General features: G+C 62.4%; 14 protein-coding genes and 1 pseudogene. 7 read left to right on the forward strand and 8 right to left on the reverse strand.

The window, feature by feature from the left end:
* The first annotated feature begins 40 nt into the window (after positions 1–40).
* Both JQS30_RS05065 and JQS30_RS05070 read left to right on the forward strand, forming a co-directional pair.
* On the forward strand, positions 41–1,855 hold the full coding sequence (locus JQS30_RS05065) for a protein kinase domain-containing protein (RefSeq protein WP_213172289.1): 1,815 nt from the start codon (positions 41–43) through the stop codon (positions 1,853–1,855).
* Between the two features lie 18 nt (positions 1,856–1,873).
* Positions 1,874–2,407: an orotate phosphoribosyltransferase gene (locus tag JQS30_RS05070; protein WP_213172290.1), complete on the forward strand. Its 534-nt coding sequence runs from the start codon at positions 1,874–1,876 to the stop codon at positions 2,405–2,407.
* Positions 2,408–2,509: 102 nt separating this feature from the next.
* Here JQS30_RS05070 and JQS30_RS05075 read toward each other — a convergent pair whose 3' ends face one another.
* Entirely contained in the window at positions 2,510–4,354 is a 1,845-nt protein-coding gene (locus JQS30_RS05075; RefSeq protein ID WP_213172291.1) for a Stk1 family PASTA domain-containing Ser/Thr kinase, read from the reverse strand.
* 156 nt (positions 4,355–4,510) lie between these two features.
* On the reverse strand, positions 4,511–6,823 hold the full coding sequence (locus JQS30_RS05080) for a HelD family protein (protein ID WP_246498067.1): 2,313 nt from the start codon (positions 6,821–6,823) through the stop codon (positions 4,511–4,513).
* A 196-nt stretch (positions 6,824–7,019) separates the two neighbouring features.
* Here JQS30_RS05080 and JQS30_RS05085 point away from each other — a divergent pair, with 196 nt between their 5' ends.
* From JQS30_RS05085 to hrpA, 3 genes are all read left to right on the forward strand, one after another.
* Positions 7,020–8,651: a sodium-dependent transporter gene (locus JQS30_RS05085; protein ID WP_425498852.1), complete on the forward strand. Its 1,632-nt coding sequence runs from the start codon at positions 7,020–7,022 to the stop codon at positions 8,649–8,651.
* Complete coding sequence (locus JQS30_RS05090) at positions 8,652–8,777, forward strand: methionine/alanine import family NSS transporter small subunit (RefSeq protein WP_213172293.1); 126 nt, start codon at positions 8,652–8,654, stop codon at positions 8,775–8,777. It abuts the gene before it with no gap.
* 147 nt (positions 8,778–8,924) lie between these two features.
* Complete coding sequence (hrpA, locus tag JQS30_RS05095; RefSeq protein WP_246498068.1) at positions 8,925–12,800, forward strand: ATP-dependent RNA helicase HrpA; 3,876 nt, start codon at positions 8,925–8,927, stop codon at positions 12,798–12,800.
* Between the two features lie 136 nt (positions 12,801–12,936).
* Here hrpA and leuE read toward each other — a convergent pair whose 3' ends face one another.
* From leuE to JQS30_RS05110, 3 genes and pseudogenes are all read right to left on the reverse strand, one after another.
* A complete protein-coding gene (leuE, locus tag JQS30_RS05100) occupies positions 12,937–13,572 on the reverse strand; it encodes a leucine efflux protein LeuE (RefSeq protein WP_213172295.1) in 636 nt (211 codons plus the stop codon).
* 204 nt (positions 13,573–13,776) lie between these two features.
* Positions 13,777–14,094 (reverse strand): annotated as a pseudogene (locus JQS30_RS05105) (LysE family transporter); the annotation flags it as partial.
* Positions 14,095–14,688: 594 nt separating this feature from the next.
* The gene (locus JQS30_RS05110; protein WP_213172297.1) at positions 14,689–15,372 is read right to left on the reverse strand and encodes a pyridoxamine 5'-phosphate oxidase family protein; all 684 of its coding nucleotides are present in this window, start codon (positions 15,370–15,372) and stop codon (positions 14,689–14,691) included.
* A 41-nt stretch (positions 15,373–15,413) separates the two neighbouring features.
* Between JQS30_RS05110 and JQS30_RS05115 the strand changes: the two genes are divergently transcribed.
* Positions 15,414–16,730 carry an aminotransferase class I/II-fold pyridoxal phosphate-dependent enzyme gene (locus JQS30_RS05115; RefSeq protein WP_213172298.1) on the forward strand — a complete coding sequence of 439 codons (1,317 nt, stop codon included), beginning with the start codon at positions 15,414–15,416 and terminating at the stop codon, positions 16,728–16,730.
* A gap of 37 nt (positions 16,731–16,767) precedes the next feature.
* Here the strand turns inward: JQS30_RS05115 and JQS30_RS05120 are convergent, their stop codons facing one another.
* Complete coding sequence (locus tag JQS30_RS05120; RefSeq protein ID WP_213172299.1) at positions 16,768–17,556, reverse strand: GAP family protein; 789 nt, start codon at positions 17,554–17,556, stop codon at positions 16,768–16,770.
* A gap of 139 nt (positions 17,557–17,695) precedes the next feature.
* Here JQS30_RS05120 and JQS30_RS05125 point away from each other — a divergent pair, with 139 nt between their 5' ends.
* Positions 17,696–18,352, forward strand: a complete 657-nt coding sequence (locus JQS30_RS05125; RefSeq protein WP_213172300.1) for a TetR/AcrR family transcriptional regulator — start codon at positions 17,696–17,698, stop codon at positions 18,350–18,352.
* Positions 18,353–18,420: 68 nt separating this feature from the next.
* Here the strand turns inward: JQS30_RS05125 and JQS30_RS05130 are convergent, their stop codons facing one another.
* Together JQS30_RS05130 and glnA are read right to left on the reverse strand one after the other, a co-directional pair.
* The gene (locus tag JQS30_RS05130) at positions 18,421–19,365 is read right to left on the reverse strand and encodes a hypothetical protein (RefSeq protein ID WP_213172301.1); all 945 of its coding nucleotides are present in this window, start codon (positions 19,363–19,365) and stop codon (positions 18,421–18,423) included.
* A 274-nt stretch (positions 19,366–19,639) separates the two neighbouring features.
* Complete coding sequence (glnA, locus tag JQS30_RS05135) at positions 19,640–21,064, reverse strand: type I glutamate--ammonia ligase (protein ID WP_213172302.1); 1,425 nt, start codon at positions 21,062–21,064, stop codon at positions 19,640–19,642.
* Positions 21,065–21,374 lie beyond the last annotated feature (310 nt).

Genomic DNA, 21,374 nt, shown 5'->3' on the forward strand with positions numbered 1-21,374 from the left:
CCAGACCCTTATTAGCTCCGCCCTGAAGGAATTGGCTTTAATGACTGACGCTGTGGACCTGGTGTGCGGCCCGGCCTCTCCCCGCCCAGGTTCCGAACATAGCTATCGCCTCACCCGTCGGCTCGGTGCCGGCGGCCAAGCCGAGGTATATAAAGCCGTACGCCTGTCGGCAGGCGTCTCCTCGACCGCATTGACCGTCAAAGTATTCCGCCTCAACCCCGACGGAGACCGCGAACAGCAATTCAACTCCTGGGACAAAGGCGACGCGGTCCTCATGGACCTAGGCGGACGAGGTGCCCCCAACATTTGCCGCCGCATCGACGCCTTCTACGGCCCGCCCCCGCATCAACTGGGTGAACAGTCGAACTCCCAACCGGTGCCCTACCAGGTGCTCGAGTACCTGCCAGGGCATGACCTACGGGAACTCATCACCGAGCGGCTCGGGCGAGTAGACGCCGTGACCACGCTCAACTCCGTGGTTGACATCCTCAAGCACCTGCACCGTCCCCAGATACCCGGCGCTCACCCGGTGCTCCACATGGACATCAAACCCGCCAACATCATCATCGGTCCGGACGGCGGAGCTAAACTCATCGACTTCACCGGCGCGCGCTACTACACGCCCGCCCACTTGACCACCATTTCCTACACCCGGGAGACGGCCGGACCCGAGGCATACCAAGGCAAGGTAGGACCCTCCTACGACGTACACGGATTCGGTTCGGTCGCCTACTTCCTGGTCACTGGTGCCAGCGCCCGCACCGACTCCCCAGGACACGAGTACTCGGTCCCCTGGTCGCAGTTGCGTCGCCACCCGGTGCTGGAGGCAAACTCGCGCCTGCGCGAACACCTGCTCGCACCCTTGGCCGACAACCCCGCCGACCGGCCCTTGACGACAGATCTAGAACAGTGGATCGAAGAACTCACCTCCCTGGTCCACTCCTCCCACGTACCCGACCTGGGGGCCGACTGGGGCCCCTCGGCAGGTGCGACCACCGTCATCGCCCCCTCTGCTGGGGCGGGCCACCGACCACACACGCCCTCGGCGCCAGCGCGGGGAATTCAGTACGCCAGCGCGGCTGCCCTGGCCGGAGCCGCTGCTCGAGGCACCGCCTCGGCGGGGACCTCGGTCGGTTCGGCCTCAGTCAGTTCCTCTCCGGTCAGTGCGGCCCCCGTCAGTTCATCTCCGATCAGTGGATCGGCAGCGGTCAATAGCGCCACTCCCAGCTCCGGTGGGCCCGACTCGACCCGCCTGATCGATCCCGCGGCGTTCAATGCCGCGCCGGCGGCTCCACCGGCGAGCAGCGAAGCACCGACGACCATGACGCCCGGAGGCTGGTCGCCATCACCGCAGCAGCCGCCAAGCAGCCCGCTGGCCAACCGACCAGGCAAGGACGGCCAAGGTAAGGGCGGATACGCCTCCGGACGAGCCACATATTCGCCCCCCAGTGAGAAAGCCGACCACAACAGTGGGGACTACGCGCCCCACCAGGAAGAGGAAGTCCCGCCGTTGCTAGGTCCGCCCGGCAGCCTCAAGAGAGGCTCCGAGTTGACCATCATCGGCATGCTTTTCGCCTTCGTCAGCTGGGGCATTTGGGTCTTCGACCTAGCCAATGACGACCTTGGCACCAACTTCATGATGTTCCTGTTCATCGCCGCGATGAGCATCGGAGTGTTCTTCCTAGCCCGGGTCATTGGCGGTTATATCTGGGGCCGTGTGTTCAAGGCGCAACGCCGAACCGCCCGGCTGGCTCACCTAGCCGCGGGCAGCTTCCTGGCCGTGATCGCCTTCTATTGGCTCGGGCAGGTGTCGCTGTTCACGGAAGTCGGCGAGTGGCTGGGCGACCTGTTCTGATGTGGCACGCTAAGGGCTATGACTACTGACACCAACTTGGCGCGGGACATATATCTGCGCTCCCACCTGGTCGGAGAGTTCCATCTTCGCTCCGGGGTAGTGGCGAACGAATACTTTGACAAGTATCTGTTCGAGTCCGACCCCGTGTTGCTCAAGCGTCTCGCCGAGGCCATGGCTCCGTTCGTGCCCAAGGAGGGCGTGGACGCGCTGGCCGGACTGGAGACCGGCGGGATTCCCTTGGCGGTCATGCTCTCGCAGGTGACGGGAATTCCCACCTTGTTCGTGCGCAAGGAGGCCAAGAAGTACGGGACCTGTCGACTCGCCGAGGGCGGCGACATCTCGGGCAAGAACTTGTTCATTGTGGAGGACGTCGTCACCTCCGGCGGCGCGGTGCGCGACGCGGTCGTAGAACTACGGGAACGAGGCGCGAAGGTCTCTCAAGGGGTGTGTGTGATCGACCGGGAGTCCGATGGCATCCAGAACCTGCACGCTTTGGAGGTCCACATGCGGACGCTGTTTACGATGTCGCAGCTGAAGGCCGCTGGCGCCTAGCTGGTCCTCTCCAAGGCTGGGGTCGCTAGGCTCACGCGGAGTACTTCACCGGCCCGCTCTGTGAATGTCAAAGCGGGCCGGTTCTTCCTGTGTAATGGGTAGTTAACGGACCCAGATCCAGATGGTCGACCCCTTCGGCGCCGTCGAGCCTGCCTCTTCGGATTGGCGGAACACCGTGTCGCCGTTGATGAGGTCGAATACGCGTACGACGAAGCCCAGTGACTCCAGTTCCTCAGTGGCCTGTTCGATCGACATGTCCGTGACATTGGGAACCTGGATCGGTTCGGGTCCATCGGAGAGGACCAAGTCGACCACGCCGTCGACTCCGATACCTTCGCCTCCTCGTGGGCTCTGCTCGATCACATGCCCTTCGGGAATTGAATCCGAATACCGCGAGTCGACCTCTCCCACCGTTAGTCCCGCCCGTTCGATGCTGGCTCGGGCGTCCTCTTCCGACAGGCTCAAGACTTCCGGGGTCGTCACTGGGGCACGGCCGTCACTGATCATGACCTCGACCGCCGAGCCGGAGTTCACGGTCCGACCCGCCCCCGGTTCTGTGGAGATGACGTGCCCCTGCGGCACCGTATCCGAATAGCCGTTTACCACGATGACCTCGGCGTTCACGTCTTTGGCCAACGCGTTGAGGGCCTCTTCTTCGGAGGCTCCCGCTAGGTCGGGCATCGTAAACTGCTCGGGACCCAGCGAAAGCGTCACGGTGATAGTGCCGCCGCTGCGGATACGATCACCAGCGGCCGGTTCTTGTGCGAACACATCGTCCACCGGTACTCGGTTCGAGTAGGCTCCATCGTCGAACTCGATGGTGAAACCGCGCTCGTTGGCGTATTCCTCGACGGTTTCCCGGTCCTGACCCAACAGCGAGGGCGTGTCTGTGTATTGACCGAATCCGGCCCACCACCCCAGGCCGGCCAACAAGAGGAGTACCCCGGCCACGAGGCCGATCTTCATCCAGGTTTGTGCCGCCGGTGAGGACCCAGAGCGTTGAGCCATGGGCACATATGTCGTCTTCGCCGTCGAAATGTTCTGGGTCGGGCGTGGCCCGATTGTCGTGGTCGGGTTGGCCGTCTTGATGTGTTGTAGCCGCCGACCGAAGTCTCCCGCGTCCACGGGCCGTTGGTCGATGTCGCGGCGGGTCGCCGCGAGGGTCAGGTTCGCCAACGATTGGGGCACATCCCCGCGCAGCGTCTTGGGTGAGGGAATGTCCTCGCTCACGTGGCGCTGCGCGACTTGGCCGGGGTCCTCGCCGTCGAAGGGCACCTCACCGGTGAGAAGTTCGAAGAGCATGACGCCAACCGCATACACGTCCGACTGAGGGCGAGCGGGCTGATAGAGCACTAGCTCCGGTGCCACGTAGGCGGCCGTGGCCAGCAAAGGTTTGTCCGGGTTGGGCCCGCGCCCCTGCCCGTCAGTCCCCAAGGACTGGATGGCTTCGGCCAGACCAAAGTCGGCGACTTTGACCCGGTCGCCCTTGCCGCCTTCTTTGAGAAGAATGTTCTCGGGCTTGATGTCGCGGTGGATCAGTCCGGTCGAGTGAGCCGCTTCTAGGGCTTCGAGAGTCTGCCGGGTGATCTCGACGGCCTCGGGCACCGACAGGTACCGGCGCTGATTAAGCAGGTCGCGCAAAGTGATGCCTTTGACCAGCTCCATGACCACGTAGGGAAGACCTTCGTGGGAACCTTGGTCGAACACGCCCACGACGTTGGGATGGGACAGCCGGGCAATCGTTTTGGCCTCTTGTCGAAACGCCGCGAGGAATTCGTCAGTGTCCGCATGGGCTTCGCTGATGATCTTGACGGCGACCGTGCGGTCTAGCCGTTGATCAAACGCCTCGTATACCGCGGCCATCCCACCGGTGGCGATCAAACCGGTGAGTCGATACCGGCCATCGATAATGTGCCCGATACGTCGATCGGTAGTGGTGTTGTCCACGCCGCGCTCCTCCTCTTATGCCACATAAGTCTAGGCGTTGGGGACCAGCCGCACACGCCAGCGCTGTGCTGGAGGCTGGCCCTCCTTGGCAAGCGATTCCGGTCGGGGTTCACATTGGTCCAAGCGTGGTTGCCATGGCGCGGATGCCCGGCCCGTTCATCGATTGCGCTCGCCGATCTGTTCGACTCCAGGAAAGTCCGGCCCCCCTTGGCCCACATGGAGCAGGCCCAGGCGCTGGGTGGAACGGGTGAGCGCCACGTACAGGTCGCGGTGCCCGGTGCCGTTGTCCATGATTCCGTTGGGATCCACCAACAGGACGCTGTCGAACTCGAGTCCCTTTGCCTGGCGGACCGACAGCACCCGCACTGCCTGCGAATCCGGGTGGTCGGGCGCCGACGGGGGGCTGGAGAGTTCTTGCAGGCGGCGCAGATAGGTCGACGAGGTGATCACCCCGACCGTTCCCTCACCGACAGCGGCTCGCTCCGCTTCGATGACCTCGCGTAGCCGAGCGTCAAGCTGGTCGTCGGCCACCGCCTCTAGCCAGGGTTCGTGCCCGGCGGAGCGGACCGCGTTTGGGACTGGGGCCTCGGCGTTGATCGCGGCTAGGACAGAGGCGGTGACGCGCAATATCTCCTCTGGTGTGCGGTAGGAGACCGTGAGCCGCTCCCTGCGCCATAGGTGATTGCGGTTTCCGAACACATCGGCCCACGTGCGCACGTGATGTGAGGTGGCTTGGGCCAGATCGCCGGCGACGGTGAATGACTGGGATACGCAGCGGCGGCGCAGTGCCCTCCACATCATTGGTGACAGCTCTTGTGCCTCGTCGACGATAATGTGTCCGAAGACCCACCGGCGGTCGCTGGCAGCGCGTTCGGCGACGGTGGCGAATTCGTTGTGTCGGTGGCGTTCTCCAAAGATCGCCGCGTCGAGCACGTCGGTGGCCATGATGATCTCGGATTCCAGCTCATCTTCGAAATCGTAGGAAGCCGAGCCGGTCACGATGTCGAGGACGCCTTGGGCATAGGCGATTTGTTCGTCGCTCAGTTGTGGACCCTCCGCGTCGTCTTCGTCGGAGTCGAGCACATTGGCAACCTCGTCCAGAAGTGCGATGTCAGCCTCACTCCAGGGGGAATGCGGCTCGCGCTCCAGCAGTGCTCGCTCTTCCTGGCTGAGATGCTCGCACGCTGCGGCAAGCCGCTGTGGTGAGCTGTACAGGTCGGACAAGAGCCGCTGCGGTGTCAAGCGCGGCCACAGTTCCTCGATGGCCGCGGAGATGTCCTCCTCGGAGGTGATTTCCTCCAGCAAGTCTTCGCGGTCGGCTCTCGACAGCAGATTGTCGCCGCCCAAGGGGTCGGCGCCGATGATGTCGGCGTATTGGTCGCATAGATCTTCTCGCAGATGCGCCACGAAGGTGGCCCGCGCTTGATTATGCGGCAGTTCGGTGGCACGGGCGGCTTGGCGTGCCTGCCGTACCGCCTCTGGTCGCAGCCATAGCGTGTGCGTCTCGTAGTACAGCTCGATGGGCTCGACCGGGATCTCTTGGCGGTCCTCGACCGCCTGGGCCATGGCGCGGGCCATGCGGGCTTCGCCCTTGATCGCGGCTACTCGGTCGGACTCCTCACCGTGGGCGTCCACTCCGGGAAATAGTTGGCCGGGGGTGCGCAGTAGGACGTCGGTTTCGGCCAATCCGGGCAATACTTCGGAAATGTAATCCAAGAATGTCGTATTCGGTCCCACTATGAGCACCCCGCGCCGGGATAGTTGTTCGCGGTACTCATAGAGCAAATAGGCGGCCCGGTGCAATGCGACCGCGGTCTTCCCAGTGCCGGGCGCTCCATCGACAACTAGGGTTCCCTCTAGCGGGGAGCGAATAATATTGTCCTGCTCGGCCTGAATTGTGGCGACTATATCGCGCATTTTGTCGGTTCGGCTCGCGTCGATAGCGGCCAGGAGAGCACCTTGGGCGCCCAAGTGTTCATGCGTTGAATCGCGTGGCGCGTCCAGGTCGAGAATTTCGTCGGACACCCCGGTCAATTTCCGGCCCCGCGTATGTAGGTGCCTGCGTCGCCTCACCCCGTCGGGGTTGGTGGCCGTGGCCAGATAGAACCGCCTCCCGGCCGGAGCCCGCCAGTCGACCAACATTGGTTCGCCCTGTTCTGAACGCATCCCGATGCGGCCCAAATACTGGGGTTTCTCCTCATCGTCGAAGTCGAGGCGCCCAAAACACAGTCCCTCCTCGGCCGCGTCGAGGGTCGCCAGACGGCGGCGATGGGTATGGGCCGTCGCGTCGCGCTGCGACAATTCCTGTTCGTTGGAAACGGGGGAGCGTCGCGCCTCGTCCAAGCGAGTCTGGGTCGACGCACGCAGATCGTCCAAGCGAGCGTATAGGCCGTTTAGGTAGTTCTGTTCATCCGCTAGCGCTGAGTATTTCAATGCCGTCGACGTCGGGTTTGTGGGCTGAACTGCCACAGGTCTCCTTGCGAAAAACTAAAATTACTTAATGAATATGAAAAATAACCGGCCGGGAAGTTTAGCCTGCCTTCCATAACGTGTCTGTCTCGAATCCACGATTACTAATGGGTCTTATTGACAGCAGCCAGTTACCCCCGCTAGCGTCACCCTCAGCTGTGAGAGCCCACACAATTTAGGTGTGACTGGAGAAAAAATGCTTAAACAACGAGAGCACTGGGGGACGAGGGCCGGGTTTATCCTTGCTGCTGCTGGCTCAGCCATCGGCCTTGGAAACATCTGGCGCTTCCCCTATGTTGCCTATGAAAATGGTGGCGGAGCCTTCCTGCTGCCTTACCTTATTGCCCTTTTGACGGCTGGTATTCCGCTGCTGCTCATGGAATACTCGCTGGGACACCGCAGCAAGGCCTCGGCCCCTATCGCCTACCGCCGACTGTTCAAGGCTGCCGAAGGAATCGGCTGGTGGCAAGTCGGCGTCGCCGTGGTCTTGGCCGCCTACTACTCGGTCATTATCGGTTGGGCCGCCCGGTACGCCGGATTCTCGATCACTCAAACCTGGGCCGACAACCCAGATGGCACCGAGGACTTCTTCTTTAACCGAGTGCTCCAGATCAGCGAAGGCTACTGGGACTTTGCCTGGACTGAGAACGGTACCTGGGTCGGCGGAGTGGGTTGGCCACTCGTCGGTATCTGGGTCATCGTCTTCATCGCCCTCTTCGCCGGAGTACGGCGCGGAATCGAAATGGTCAACCGCATCGCCATCCCGCTGCTGGTGGTGCTCTTCGGTATCCTCGTGGTCCGCGCCGTCACGCTCGAGGGTTCCGGTGCCGGTCTCAACGCCTTCTTTACGCCCGACTTTGGGGCTCTAACCAACCCGACAGTGTGGATCGCCGCGTACGCGCAGATCTTCTTCTCACTGTCCATCGGCTTCGGAATCATGATCGCCTACGCTTCCTACCTGCGGCGCAAATCCGACCTCACGGGCTCTGCCCTGACCGTCGGCTTCGCCAACAGCTCCTTTGAGCTGCTTGCCGGTATCGGTGTGTTCGCGATCTTGGGTTACATGGCCTTCCAGTCCGGAACGCCGGTCGACGAACAGGTCACCGGGTCTATCGGGCTCGCGTTCGTGGCATTCCCCGAGATCGTCTCGGCTCTTCCATGGGGCTCGGCGTTCTTCGGGTTCCTGTTCTTCGCCTGTCTGGTCTTGGCCGGTCTCAGTTCGCTGATCTCGATCGTGCAAGTTCCGGTCGCGGCGGCGCAGGACCGTCTGGGCTGGAGCCGTCAGAAGTCCGTCATCACCATCGTCGGTGGTATCGGAGCCGCGGCCGTGTTGTTCATGCCCATGACCAACGGTCTGTACGTCCTTGACGCCGCAGACGGCGCCATCGAGAACTTCGGTATCGCGCTAGCCGCCTTGGTCAGCATTATCGCCGTCGCTTGGATCGCGCGGAAGCTCCCGCAGCTTCGCGACCACGCCAACCGGTGGTCGTCGATCAAGCTGGGCTGGGCCTGGATGATCTCGCTGGGCCTCATCACGCCGCTGTTCTTGATGTACATGCTGTTCCAGGCCACCCGCGAGCGCTTCGGCATCGTCGCCAATCGCGAAGAGGGCTGGGAACTGCTGCGCTTCGGATTCATCATTGCCTTCGGGCTGATCGCGTTCGCGATCGTCATGACCATTCTCAGCAGGTTCATCAAGCTGCCCGAGGGAATGGAAGACGACGCGACCGGAAACGACCACGACCTCAACGGCGATGCCGACACCGCTTCGGTGAGCGCTGGTGGAGACGACGAGGACTCGAACGACACCTCTGAGGAGGCGAAGTAAATGGAACCCATTGCCATAACCATGATGGTGATCGCCATCATGCTGATCTTCGGTCCGTTCGTCGTGGCCGTCACCTATCTACTGCGTCACCCGGACCCCTACAAGGACAATCCAGACGGTGAGTAGTAACCATTGAGCTGTGGGCCTCGTGCGAACGGGGCCCACACTCATGTCCACACCCCCACCTGGGGGGTGCGCCGCGGGCGTGGCAGGGCACGCTGTGTGAAACCGCGTGGCGCGATGCCCCGCCGATGCGTATCCTGGATTATCGTCATGTCTGCTCCTGAGAAAAAACGTGGAAACGGCGCTCGACGCCGAGCGCATTCCCGTAGCCGCCCGCCAGCTCGCCCCCGGTTCTCCGATGAGACCATCCAGGCGCGTGCCGCCGCCGTACCCTCGATCACCTACCCGGCTGAGCTGCCCGTCAGCCAACGCCGTGATGACATCGCCAAGGCGATCGAGGACAACCAAGTGGTCATCATCGCCGGGGAAACCGGGTCGGGTAAGACCACCCAGATTCCGAAGATTTGCCTCGAACTGGGTCGCGGTGTCACCGGCATGATCGGGCACACCCAGCCGCGCCGTATCGCGGCGCGGTCGGTGGCCGAACGCATTGCCGAGGAACTGAACTCGCCGCTGGGCGAAGCGGTGGGCTGGAAGGTTCGTTTTAGCGACCGAGTGTCCGATTCCAGTTACATCAAGCTCATGACCGACGGCATCCTCTTGACCGAGCTGCAACATGACCGGATGCTCTCCGCCTACGACACGATCATCATCGACGAGGCGCATGAGCGCAGCCTCAATATCGACTTCATCCTCGGTTGCCTCAAACAGTTGCTGCCCAAGCGGCCGGACTTGAAAGTCATCGTGACCTCCGCGACTATCGACCCGGAGCGTTTCGCCACCCACTTTTGCGACCGCAACGGCAGGCCCGCGCCGATTCTGGAGGTGTCCGGACGCACCTATCCGGTCGAAATCCGCTATCGCCCGCTGGAAGCCCCGGATGAAGAGGGCCAAGAAGACTCCGAGCCGCGCGACCAGATCGACGCGATCTTGGACGCGGTCAACGAGTTGTCCCGCATTGACTCTGGCGACATTCTCGTTTTCCTCTCCGGGGAACAAGAGATCCGCGACACGGCCGAGGCCTTGGAAAAGGCGCATCTGCGGCATACCGAAGTAGTTCCGCTGTATGCGCGGTTGTCGGCCGAGGAACAACATCGGGTTTTCAAGCCACACACCGGCCGTCGTATCGTCTTGGCCACCAACGTGGCCGAGACGTCGTTGACGGTGCCGGGCATTCGCTATGTCATCGATCCCGGTTTTGCTCGAATCTCCCGCTACTCGGCTCGCACGAAGGTGCAGCGGCTGCCGATCGAAGCCATCTCGCAGGCGTCTGCCAATCAACGAGCTGGGCGTTGCGGTCGTGTCGCCGAGGGCGTGTGCATCCGGTTGTACTCGGAGGAGGATTTCCTCGCTCGCCCCGAGTTCACCGACGCGGAGATCCTGCGAACGAACCTCGCCTCGGTCATTTTGCAGATGACGGCCGCGAAGCTGGGCAAGGTGGAGACGTTCCCGTTCGTGGATGCTCCCGACGAACGCAATATCAAAGATGGCACCGAGTTGCTCTTTGAGCTAGGGGCGCTAGAGCTACGCAAAGGGCAACCACCGCGATTGACCAAGCTCGGGCGCCAGATCTCCCGGCTACCCATCGACCCGCGCTTGGCTCGCATGATCCTCCAAGCCAAGGAGGAGGGCTGCGTCCACGAAGTCACCGTCATCGCCGCCGCGCTGTCGATTCAGGACCCCCGGGAACGCCCCAGCGACAAGAAACAGGCCGCCGATGCCTCGCACGCCCGCTTTGCCGACCCCACCTCGGACTTCCTCGCCTACTTGAACCTGTGGAAGTACTTGGAAGATGAGAAACGCTCTCGGTCTGGTTCGGGCTTCCGCCGTATGTGCAAGAAGGAATTTCTGCACTATTTGCGGATTCGGGAATGGCAGGACCTATATCGGCAGATCAATGGTGGCCTCAAGAGCCTCAAGATCGCTAACCGCGAGGTGGCCCAGAACAGGGCCGGGCGGCGTGAAACGGCTGAGGCTGGCACGGTGGACACCGAACGTCTCCATACCGCGCTGTTGGCCGGTTTGCTCAGCCACGTAGGTCTCAAGGAGGCCGACAAGCGCGAATACCTAGGCGCGCGTAACGCCAAATTCGCGGTCTTCCCTGGTTCCAGCTTGTTTAAGAAGCAACCCCGCTGGGTTGTCGCCGCCGAACTGGTCGAAACCTCGCGATTGTGGGGGCGTATTTGCGCCCGGATCGAACCAGAGTGGATCGAACCGCTGGCCACCCACGTCACCAAACGCACCTATTCGGAGCCGCACTGGTCGAAGAAGGCGGGCGCCGTACTCGGATATGAGCGCGTCACGCTCTACGGCGTACCGATCGTTGCTCGTCGCAAGGTCAACTTCGGGCGCATCGATCAGGCGCTCTCGCGTGAACTTTTCATTCGGGGGGCTTTGGTCGAAGGCGAGTGGGAGACTCATCATGAATTCTTCCAAGCCAACCGGAATCTGCTGGCCGAAGTCGAAGATCTAGAGAACCGGGTGCGTCGTCGCGACCTGCTCTCCGATGAGCAGACTCTGTTTGACTTCTACGACGCCCGATTGCCCGCTGACATCGTCTCCGAACGCCACTTCGATTCGTGGTGGAAGCAGGCCAAGCGGGAAACGCCGGACCTGTTGAACTTTGAGTACAGTCTGCTCGTGGCCGACCGGGCCGAGGGCATCAGCAAGGAGAACTACCCTTCACAGTGGACCTCTGAGAACATCGACCTCGACCTTGCCTACGAATTCGATCCGGGCAAGGCCACCGACGGGATCACCGTCGAGGTGCCGCTGGACGCGCTACCGCAACTGGACCAAGACTCCTTTACCTGGAATGTGCCCGGTATGCGCGAGGAACTGGCCGCCTCGCTCATCCGCAGCCTGCCCAAGGGGCTGCGACGCAACTTCGTGCCCGCCCCCGACTTCGCCGTCGCGGCAGTGGCCCGGATGGACCCCGCCAGCGGCAAACCCATGACCGCCGCGCTGTCGGAGACCCTCCGTGCCATGACCGGGGTGATCGTCCCCGAAGACGCCTATGACGTGACCAAGATTCCCGGGCACCTACAAATGACCTACCAGGTCACTGATGAGGACGGCACGGTCGTGGCCACGGGTAAGGAGCTGGGAGCCCTGCAACGTCAACTGGCTCCGAAAGCACACGAGGCCATGGCTGAGGCCGCACCCGAACTCGAACGCGAGGGCCTCACAACCTGGGACTTCGACCACCTGCCACAGCTACATGAGACGCCACGCAAGGGCTATGTGGCCAAGGCCTACCCGGCCTTGGCCGATCGGGGCAACACCGTCAGCGTGACCTGTTTTGCCACTGAGGCCGAGCAGTCGGCGAATATGTGGGCGGGCACGCGCCGACTGCTGCAACTGAACATCCCCGACCCACACATCAAGGAGGCGTTGACGCGGGCCGAGACGCTGAATCTCGCCGCCAGCGCCTATCCGTCGGCTGAGGCGCTGTTGGATGATTGTCGGCGGTGCGTGTTGGACAAGATTCTGATCGAAGCTGGCGGACCCGCGTGGGATCAAGAAGGCTTTGCGGCCTTGCTCAAGCGGGCCCGTCCGGAGTTGGCCGCCGAGTCGGTCGCGGTGGCGCGTAAGGTGGCCGCGATCTTGCAACAAGCGCGCGCGGCAAGGAAGCTTTTGGAAGGTAAGTTCAGCTTCGACATGCTTCCCGCGCTATCGGACATGAAGACGCAACTGGACGCGTTGGTGGGGTCCGAGGGCTTCGTCGGGGCGACCGGATGGTGGCGGCTGGACGATCTGCAGCGTTATATCAAGGGGATCGTGGCCAGAGCGCAGCGTCTGCCGCGCGATGTCGAGGCGGATCGGCGGCGGATGGAGCAGGTGGTCGGTTTGTGCGCCGAGCGTGACCGCCTCGCTAGTGCGCGTCCGCACGCCTTGCGGACCGCCGAGGGCCAAGAGTTGCGCTGGATGATCGAGGAGCTGCGCGTGAGCTTGTTCGCCCAGGAATTGGGGACGCGGTACCAAGTCAGTGAGAAGCGCGTCAGGCGGCTATTGCAAGCGCTGTAAGACCCCAGGCGCCCGTGCCTGGGGTCTTACAGCGGGTTGCTCTTGTCTTCACCAGGCTTCCGACGCGGCTAGGCGTGGGGCCAGCCGCGTCTTTGGCAGGGTGGGCTCGGTGGTGAGCCACGTGTGGCCCTGCCCCTCAATTAGCCAAGAGAACGGCCGCGAAGGCCATCAGTGCCGCGCCGACGGTCGCGTTGCCAGCGGCGGCGGCGCGACGGCGGCGGCGGAAGATCCGGGCTAGCCTGTCGCCAAAGAAGATCAGGCTCACCATGTACATCATGTCGATGGCGAGCACGATCACCATCAACACCAGATAGCTCAACACGGGGTAGGCGTAGCTGGGGTCGATGAACTGGACGAAGAGCGCCACGTAGAACAACAGCGACTTCGGGTTGAGGATGCTGGCGGTGAAGGCCCGACGGAATGGGTGTTCCTTGGACAGAAGCTCGGTTTGGTCGGGCTGTTTTTCCTTGGTTCGAAGCGCCGTCCACGCCGAACGCAGCATGCCCAGGGCGATCCAGCTCAGGTAGGCCGCGCCCGCCCACTTGACGATGGTGAACAGCGTGGGGGAGGCGGCGAAGAGGGACGAGAGTCCCAGCGCCGAGGCGGCCATGAGGACGCTATCGCCGACAAAGACGCCGCCAGCGGCGATAAAGCCGGGGCGCAACCCACGGCGCGCCGCGACTGACAGCACATACATCGAATTAGGGCCGGGGAGAAGGGTCAGAAGTACGACTGCTCCCACGTATGCCCATACGTCAACTACTCCGAACACCTCACTAGTGTGGCGGAATGAAGAATGGCTTTTCTAGCGGTGGGGCAATAGGGTGATGTGTCTCGCGAAGAATAGCGTTTTCACACTTCATAGTAGGTGAATATTCATGCCAGCGAGGCCATATTTTCGCCTTTTGTATTGATACATTTTACGTGTTGGTACAAAGAATAGGTGTGCGAAAATGTATCAATACAAAAGGTGGGTTTAATGTACTGGTGCAAACCAGTGTCTTAAGGTCAGGGCCAACTTCGTCGCGAAGGTGAACAGGACGCCCCCAGCGAACGTGTGACCTGCGGAGGCGGCGGGAGAACTAGGCCCAAGAGCCGGGGCCAGGCGCTGCCCAAGGAAGATCAAGACCGGCATATAGGCCAGTTCGATGGGCAACTGGACGAGTGCCAACATCAGGTAGCTGATGGCGGGGTGCGCGTAGTGCGGGTCGATGAACTGCCTAAGCAGGGCTGTGGAGAACAAAATGGCCTTCGGGTTGAGCAAGTTCATACCCAGGGCTCGCGGAGGTTCTTCTCCGCAACTGGCACGGCTAACCGAGGCGAGATGGGGATTCGCCGCGCGTGTTCGGCCATGCGGTGTACGGCATGCCCAGCGCCAAAGAGGCCGCCGGGGCCCACTTCACCACCGTGACCAGAGCCGGGATGCGGCAAGGACCGATACCAATCCAACGGCGGTGGCAACGATGAGAGTGGTGTCACCGATAAAGACCGCGCTGGCCGCAATTCGCGCCACGCCGCTACTGGCAACGCGTATCGGGTATTGGGTCAGGCAGCAATGTGCGTAGCGTGGCGGCGACCACATGGGTTCCGATATCGATAGTTTCGAGCGCGGAATAATTGAGGCTTATGCAAAAGTGCGAATTCAAGACCGCGGGAGGCGAAGGCTACGCAGGTAAAGGCGCCGACAAATACGCCGATAATGCCTTTTGCACAAGAGCTCCTATCAGGTTTGTTTCCGGGGCGAGGATGGTGTGTTGTCAGTGCGTGGGGAGGCGGGGGTTCTTGCCCATACCCGTTGGGTATGGGCAAGGGTCGACAACGCGGCCAGGCGCGGCAGCACACCACCGCAGTAGGAAGAGAAACCTGATAGGAGATCTAGGCCCCATTGTCAAACGGTGTGCAATTCCTTGACATAAGCAGGGGCTTCGGTCGTGACGCCCGGCGCTGGGGAGGGTTCACCGGCCTGGAGGCGCAAGGGGACCACTCCGGCCCAGTGGGGCAGATCCAGGTCGTCGGGATCTTCGCCGACCCCGGCGTTGCGCTCCTTGTAGGAGACGGCGTCCATGCTCAGCTTCAGAACTGAGGTCTGGGCGAGCTCTTTCTTGCTGGGGGAACGGGAGTCTCCACTGCGTCCTGGTCCCAACCGGTCGACCAGGGCCACGAATGAGTCCCACTTCTCCTCAGGATCGCTCACAAGCTGGGCTTGGCCGAAGATGATGACGCTACGGTAATTCGCTGAGTGGTGAAACCAGGAGCGGGAGTAGACGAGCCCGTCAATCGAGGTCGCGGTGACTGACATCGCAACCTTTCCGTCCCTGGCATTGAGGAACGATCCGGCTCCGGTGGAGCCGTGCATGTACAGCGTTTCCCCGACCCGCGCGTGGAATAGGGGCATGGCCATGGGGCCGGGCTGCGCGTGAGCGATGACCGCGTGGCAGTAGTAGAGCTCGTCGAGCAGGGCGTGCACCTTGCCCGCGTCGTAACTGATGCGCTCACGGTGGCGACGGGCCGTCGTTTGGGCAGTCTGCGGGTATTCGCTCGCGCTTGGGTTGGTGGCGGGGTTGATGGTCATGCCGTCACTTCCTATAAATATTGTAATGGTACAATCTACATATGGCACTGGTACAAAACTATCACATCACCGGAGATTCGGCGGCCGCGATAATGGCGTCGATCGAACAGGGCGTGCGAACAGGGAATCTGCCCCCAGGGCAGTCACTACCGCCGGTTCGGCGACTAGCCCAACAGCTAGGCGTCTCCCCGGGGACGGTCGCGTCGGCATACCGTTCGCTGCGACAGCGGGGCATCGTGGAGACAGCCGGACGGGCCGGGACAGTGGTGCGCAGCAACTCCCCACTCCTGGCACCGCCCATGTCGCCGTTGCCTTCGGGCGTCATCGACCTCTCTCACGGAGAACCCGACACCAGCCTCTTGCCAGATCTGACCCACGCGATTTCACAACTACCAACCCGCGCGATCAACTACCACCAAGGCGGACCCGTTCCCGAACTGCTAGAGCTCGCGCGCGAGGTGCTATCGCGTGACGGAGTAGAAGGCAGCCTGACAATCACCGGTGGGGCGCTGGCGGCTATCTCGCTATCGCTGACGACAACCTTGAATCCCGGCGACCTTGTGGCCATTGAGGACCCCGGATGGCGCAATGTGCGGGATATGCTGGCCGCCAGCGGCTTTCGCACCTGGGGGATTCCCGTGGACGAGTCAGGGCCTACCGCCAATGGGGTCGCGGAGGCGCTCGCGGCCGGGGCGAGGGCCGTCATCGTGACCAATCGGGCGCAGAACCCCACCGGCGCCACCATCAGCGGTGTGCGAGCCGAGGAATTGCGGGAATTGCTCCGTGGGCATCCGGATTTGTTGTTGATAGAGGACGACCACTGGGCGGAATTGTCGCAGACGCCGCTACACCACATCGGCAACGTGACGGGTAAATGGGTGTTTGTGCGGTCGACGTCGAAGCCATGCGGGCCCGACCTGCGGGTGGCCGTCGTAGCGGCCGACGAGCGGACGAAGACGTTTATCGAGGGCCGGGCCCGACTGGCGCATGGTTGGGTGTCGACAATGCTGCAACACCTGGTCATGAGTCTATGGAGGGACGAAGAGGCTCAGCGGGCGATCGAGTACGCCGGGCGTACCTACTGGCGTCGGCAAATGGTGCTGCGAAACGCTCTGCGGGAAAACGGGATTCCAGCGTTGGGGCACAGTGGACTGAACCTGTGGGTTCCCGTCGACGACGAAGCGGTCACCGTCGGCGCGATGCGTGACCGTGGATACGCCGTGGCCCCGGGGAGCCTGTCACGTATCAAGACACCCCCGGGGGTGCGTATCACTTGCTCACAGGTGGAGGAACGTGATGTGGCCGATATCGTGGAGGCGATGGTCTCGGCGGTGCGCCCGGCCGGGCCATCGGTGTGACGGAGGGCCCGGCCGGCGTTCATGCTAGGTCGATCGCCTAGAACGGAAGCAAGCCCAACGCGTGCAACTCGATGACGGCCCCTCGGGCCACCAAGAATCCAGCGATTCCGAGAATCCAGGCCATCGTCTCTATGGTCTCGGCCGCGAGCTTGTCGCGCCACCGTTCCAGGCGTGGTTGCAGCCGCTGCCCGAAGAGCTTCCACAACCCATACAGGATGAACGCCGAGGAAACCATGATCAGGTTGTACATCAGGATGAGTGGCAGCCACGCGGCTACCGGCACCTCGGCGGCGGTCATGATGCCAATCGCGGCGAAGTAGGGCAGCACCATAAACCCCTCAATCAGAACCGTGATGAGCCCGAAACTGATCATGGCCGAAACCGTCAGAGACTTCGGGACTCGGGTGGTGCCGGTGCCACCTTTGTGGGGCGGTGATGCCGCCGCCTGTGTCGAGCCGGGGGCGTCCGCAGCCTCTGCGGCTTCGGCGGCCAGCCGCCGGTCGGCTTGGCGTTTCTGGCGCTTTTTCTTGCCGGGTATCGCTATGGCGATCACCAACAGGATGCCGCCGAGGATGGCCTGGGCCCACAGTCCAACCGGGGAGTCGACCAGGTTCTCCAGCGCGGGCAGAAGTGCCCCCAGGCCCAACTTGAGTGCCACCCCGAAGGCGAAGTAACACACCACTACGGTGGCCACGTAGGTAAAGAGCAGGGTCGCCAGGCGGCTGCGCGCATTAAGTAGCAGGTAGATCGTCACGCCTACTATGGCTGGACTGAGCGCGTCCAGCAGTCCCAATCCGGCGACCGTCAGGCCGATTTCCCAGGTCATGAATTCTCCAAGGGTTGTTGCGTATGCCGCGTGCCGCCCAGGCTTATCTCGATGGTGGTGTGGCAGGGGCGAGGCATGAAAGCACTTTTAAAACACGACTGTGCTAATTAATTTAACACACGTGTGATATAAAGTGAAAATGCCGAAGATCGTGGACCACCAACAGCGTCGTGAACAGCTTGCCGAAGCAGTATTCCGGCTGGTGGTGCGAGAAGGACTGGCCTCGGCCTCCGTGCGTAACGTCGCGGCGGAAGCCGGATGGTCCTCCGGTTCAGTGCGCTACTACTTCCCCCGCCATGACGAACTCAAAGCCTTCGCCGCCGAGGTGGCCTCCAGGCGCATCGCCCACGATGTCGTCAATCGGCTCCCCACCGACCCCAGCCAGTGCGCGCCGGTCGAATTCGCCGCCCGCTGCATGGAGAGCCTCCTACCCCTAGACCAGAAACGTCGTGCCGAATACAAACTCTGGGTTGACCTGGTGCAACGCGAAAGCGGACTTCCCGCCGAGGAACGCAGCCTACTGTGGGCCGGGCAACGCTCCCTGTGCCGCGACGTGATCGCTCACCTCATCGGCACTGGCTCCGCTCGCCTCGCCTCCCATTCCATGCCCGAACGCATCCATGTGCCGCTGCCCAGCCCTGATGCGGAGCAGCTGGCCCATCACCTACACATATTCATCGATGGCCTTGCCTCCCAGATGATGTTCTTGCCCCATGAGGTCAACGCCGAACTGGCCCGAACGACCTTGCGAGACTTCCTGGCGCTCCTGCGAGGAGAAACATCCAGTCAGAACTAAATCGCCGCGCCTACAACCAGCGCCGCAGCGGCAGCCTCAGCACTTTCGCTGGTGGGGACTCGAGCGAGCTACCCCAACCACATCGTGGCGTTTGAGATCTCGGTGTGCCGATAGCCCACCGCCGAGACGAACTCCTGAATGTCTTCGCTGCTTGGCCCCTCTTGGGTGAAGGCCCCCACCGTCACTGTCAGAAAACGACCGTGCGCGGTGATGCGAGTGTCCCAGGCGACCTCCTCATGCAACGGGCGTGTACACGTCACGGGTGCATAAAAGATGTCGTCCGGGTCGAAGTCGATTCCGGCTTCGGCCCGGGCAGCCCCCTCGGCAGTGCGGAATTCGAAGACCCGCTGGCATACCTCGAAGCCCGCGTCCGGCCGCTCGTAATGGCCCTCGAGGCCGTAGAGGCATTCATTGCCGACCAGCAAATCCGGATTCTGCGTCTCCTCCAGCACGTTGGAGCAGTCCGCATGGTCCCAGCGGTCCACATAGATCAGGTGCGCCTTGCGCTCTTCGCCGTCGATGGTGAGGGTGAAATGCCAATCGCTGTGGTACCAGTCCTCCGCGTGGACCGTGCGAGCGTCCATGGGGAAGCCGCCGTCCGCTTCGGGCTCGGACTCGTCAGCATCGTTGGCGCCGTTACCCTCCTCGGCGATCACCGGGGCGCTTTCGTCGTCTCCTGAGGTGTACCACCAAATCCCGGCACCGCCTCCGCCAATGACAATGATCAGCAACAGCACCACCGCGATGACGGTTCCTGTGGACGATCCCTTTTGCGGCGTGACCGGGGGCGGTCCGTAGTTGGGAACCGGTGGGGGAGTTCCCGGATTCAACGCTGAGGCTGAGAGGGACCCGGTCGGGTCCACCGGTGCCGGGCCGGGTGCCATACCCGGATAAGAGTCTTGCGGGCCCACTGGGTCGACCGGAGTGGGCCGGGGAGCCATACCGGGATAGGAATCGTGTGGGGGAGAAGGAACGTGGCCGTGGTTGGGGTCGTGGTGGGGGTCTTGGTGCATGGCTGCTCACGTCTCCGGGCAGGTGGCGGACGATGATCATTCCCAACATAGCGTGCGAGGACCATCGGGTTCAGCATCCGTATGGCCATTTTCGGGGCCGGTCACCAGGCTCATTGGCGCATCCACGCAGGCATGGGAGCCCCACGTCATTCATCGCACCCGCTTGTCCACAGTGTTGTGATAGCTTGCTCACCTTTGCCATGGGGCACCGTAGAGGGGGGCACACTGCTGCCAGCAGTGTGCCCCCCCTCTACGGTGCGTTGGTCGCTCCTAGTTAGACCTCGTAGTACAGGTCGAACTCGTGCGGAGTGGGACGCTGGCGGATCGGGTCGATCTCGTTTTCGCGCTTGTACTTGATCCACGTTTCGATCAAGTCCGGCGTGAAGACTCCGCCCTCCAGCAGGTAGTCATGGCTGCTTTCCAGCTCGTTGAGCACCTCGTCGAGCGAAGCCGGTACCTGTTTGACGTCCCGGTACTCCTCCGGGCCCAGCTCGTAGAGGTCTTTGTCGATGGGCTCTGGCGGCTCGATCTTGTTCTTGATGCCGTCCAGCCCGGCCATGAGCATCGCCGAGAAGGCCAAGTACGGGTTCGCCGCTGGGTCAGGCACGCGGAACTCCACGCGCTTGGCCTTCTTGTTCGTGCCCGTCACCGGGATACGGGTACAAGCCGAGCGGTTGCGTTGCGAGTACACCAGGTTCACCGGAGCCTCAAAGCCCGGGACTAGGCGACGGAACGAGTTCACCGAGGGGTTGGTGAATGCCAGCAGGCTCGGGGCGTGCGTGAGGAGCCCCCCGATGTAGTAGCGAGCGGTGTCGGACAGCCCGGCGTATCCGGTCTCGTCATAGAACAGGGTTTCTCCGCCCGACCACAGGCTTTGGTGGGTGTGCATGCCCGAACCGTTGTCGCCAAACAGAGGCTTGGGCATGAAGGTGACGGTCTTACCCGCCTGGTGGGCGGTGTTCTTGATGATGTACTTGAACAGCTGAACTTGGTCGGCGGCGTGGGTGAGCGTCGAAAACTTGTAGTTGATCTCAGCTTGCCCGGCGGTGCCAACTTCGTGGTGCGCCCGCTCGACCTCAAGCCCTGCGGCGGCCAAGTTGTTGACCATCGTGTCGCGCAGGTCGGCGAATTGGTCGGTCGGGGAGACGGGGAAGTAACCGCCCTTGTGGCGAGGCTTGTAACCGAGGTTTCCGCCCGGCTCGTCGGTGCCGGTGTTCCACGCGCCCTCGACGGAGTCGATGTAATAGAAACCGTGTTGCGGCTTGGTGTCGAAGCGAATCGAGTCGAAGATGTAGAACTCGGCTTCGGGTCCGAAATAGGCCGTCTCCGCGATACCGCTGCTGACCAGGTACTGCTCGGCCTTCTTGGCAATATTGCGCGGGTCGCGGCTATAGGGCTCGCGGGTGAACGGGTCGTGGATGAAGAAGTTCAGGGCGAGGGTCTTGTGCTCACGGAAGGGGTCGATGAAGGCCGTGGTCACGTCCGGCAGCAGTAGCATGTCCGACTCGTGGATCTCCTGGAATCCTCGGATCGAGGACCCGTCAAAGGCCAGGCCTTCGGTGATGAGGTCGGCATCGAAGTAACTTGTGGGCAAGTTGAAGTGCTGCATGACCCCCGGCAGGTCGCAGAACCGCACGTCAATGAACTTCACGTCGTTGTCACTCACATACTTGAGCAACTCGTCTGGGTTTGCGAACACGAGGCTTCCTCTCCTCTTGATGGTGCCGATGTGTGCCTCGGCTGTCTTCCTCTACCCGGCCGTCGAGCTTCGCCACCTAGAATCGGCGGCTTAACCTTGCCCCGACGCGGCCGGTAACGGCGGCCACCTGGGGTCCGAACGGGAGCTTCGGTTTCGTCTGAGCCTAATCAGAGGCCGTTGCCACGTCATGACTCAAATGTTTCGGTCTTGTTAAACGCCACCGTTTTGCGGCCACCGGGTGTGATAAGCGCATCATCGGCATCCCATCGGTCCCGGTGCCGTACGTCAGCACCCCACATCGGCGCAGTCC

It is taken from the genome of Natronoglycomyces albus (assembly GCF_016925535.1).
Lineage (GTDB): Bacteria > Actinomycetota > Actinomycetes > Mycobacteriales > Micromonosporaceae > Natronoglycomyces > Natronoglycomyces albus.

What these genes read in the sequence shown, in the direction of transcription:
- JQS30_RS05130 (WP_213172301.1), bottom strand. Translation starts at nt 19,365, where the DNA reads ATGCACCAAGACCCCCACCACGACCCCAACCACGGCCACGTTCCTTCT.
- JQS30_RS05085 (WP_425498852.1), top strand. Translation starts at nt 7,020, where the DNA reads ATGCTTAAACAACGAGAGCACTGGGGGACGAGGGCCGGGTTTATCCTT.
- JQS30_RS05090 (WP_213172293.1), top strand. Translation starts at nt 8,652, where the DNA reads ATGGAACCCATTGCCATAACCATGATGGTGATCGCCATCATGCTGATC.
- JQS30_RS05070 (WP_213172290.1), top strand. Translation starts at nt 1,874, where the DNA reads ATGACTACTGACACCAACTTGGCGCGGGACATATATCTGCGCTCCCAC.
- JQS30_RS05120 (WP_213172299.1), bottom strand. Translation starts at nt 17,556, where the DNA reads ATGACCTGGGAAATCGGCCTGACGGTCGCCGGATTGGGACTGCTGGAC.
- JQS30_RS05115 (WP_213172298.1), top strand. Translation starts at nt 15,414, where the DNA reads ATGGCACTGGTACAAAACTATCACATCACCGGAGATTCGGCGGCCGCG.
- JQS30_RS05065 (WP_213172289.1), top strand. Translation starts at nt 41, where the DNA reads ATGACTGACGCTGTGGACCTGGTGTGCGGCCCGGCCTCTCCCCGCCCA.
- JQS30_RS05110 (WP_213172297.1), bottom strand. Translation starts at nt 15,372, where the DNA reads ATGACCATCAACCCCGCCACCAACCCAAGCGCGAGCGAATACCCGCAG.
- JQS30_RS05125 (WP_213172300.1), top strand. Translation starts at nt 17,696, where the DNA reads ATGCCGAAGATCGTGGACCACCAACAGCGTCGTGAACAGCTTGCCGAA.
- hrpA (WP_246498068.1), top strand. Translation starts at nt 8,925, where the DNA reads ATGTCTGCTCCTGAGAAAAAACGTGGAAACGGCGCTCGACGCCGAGCG.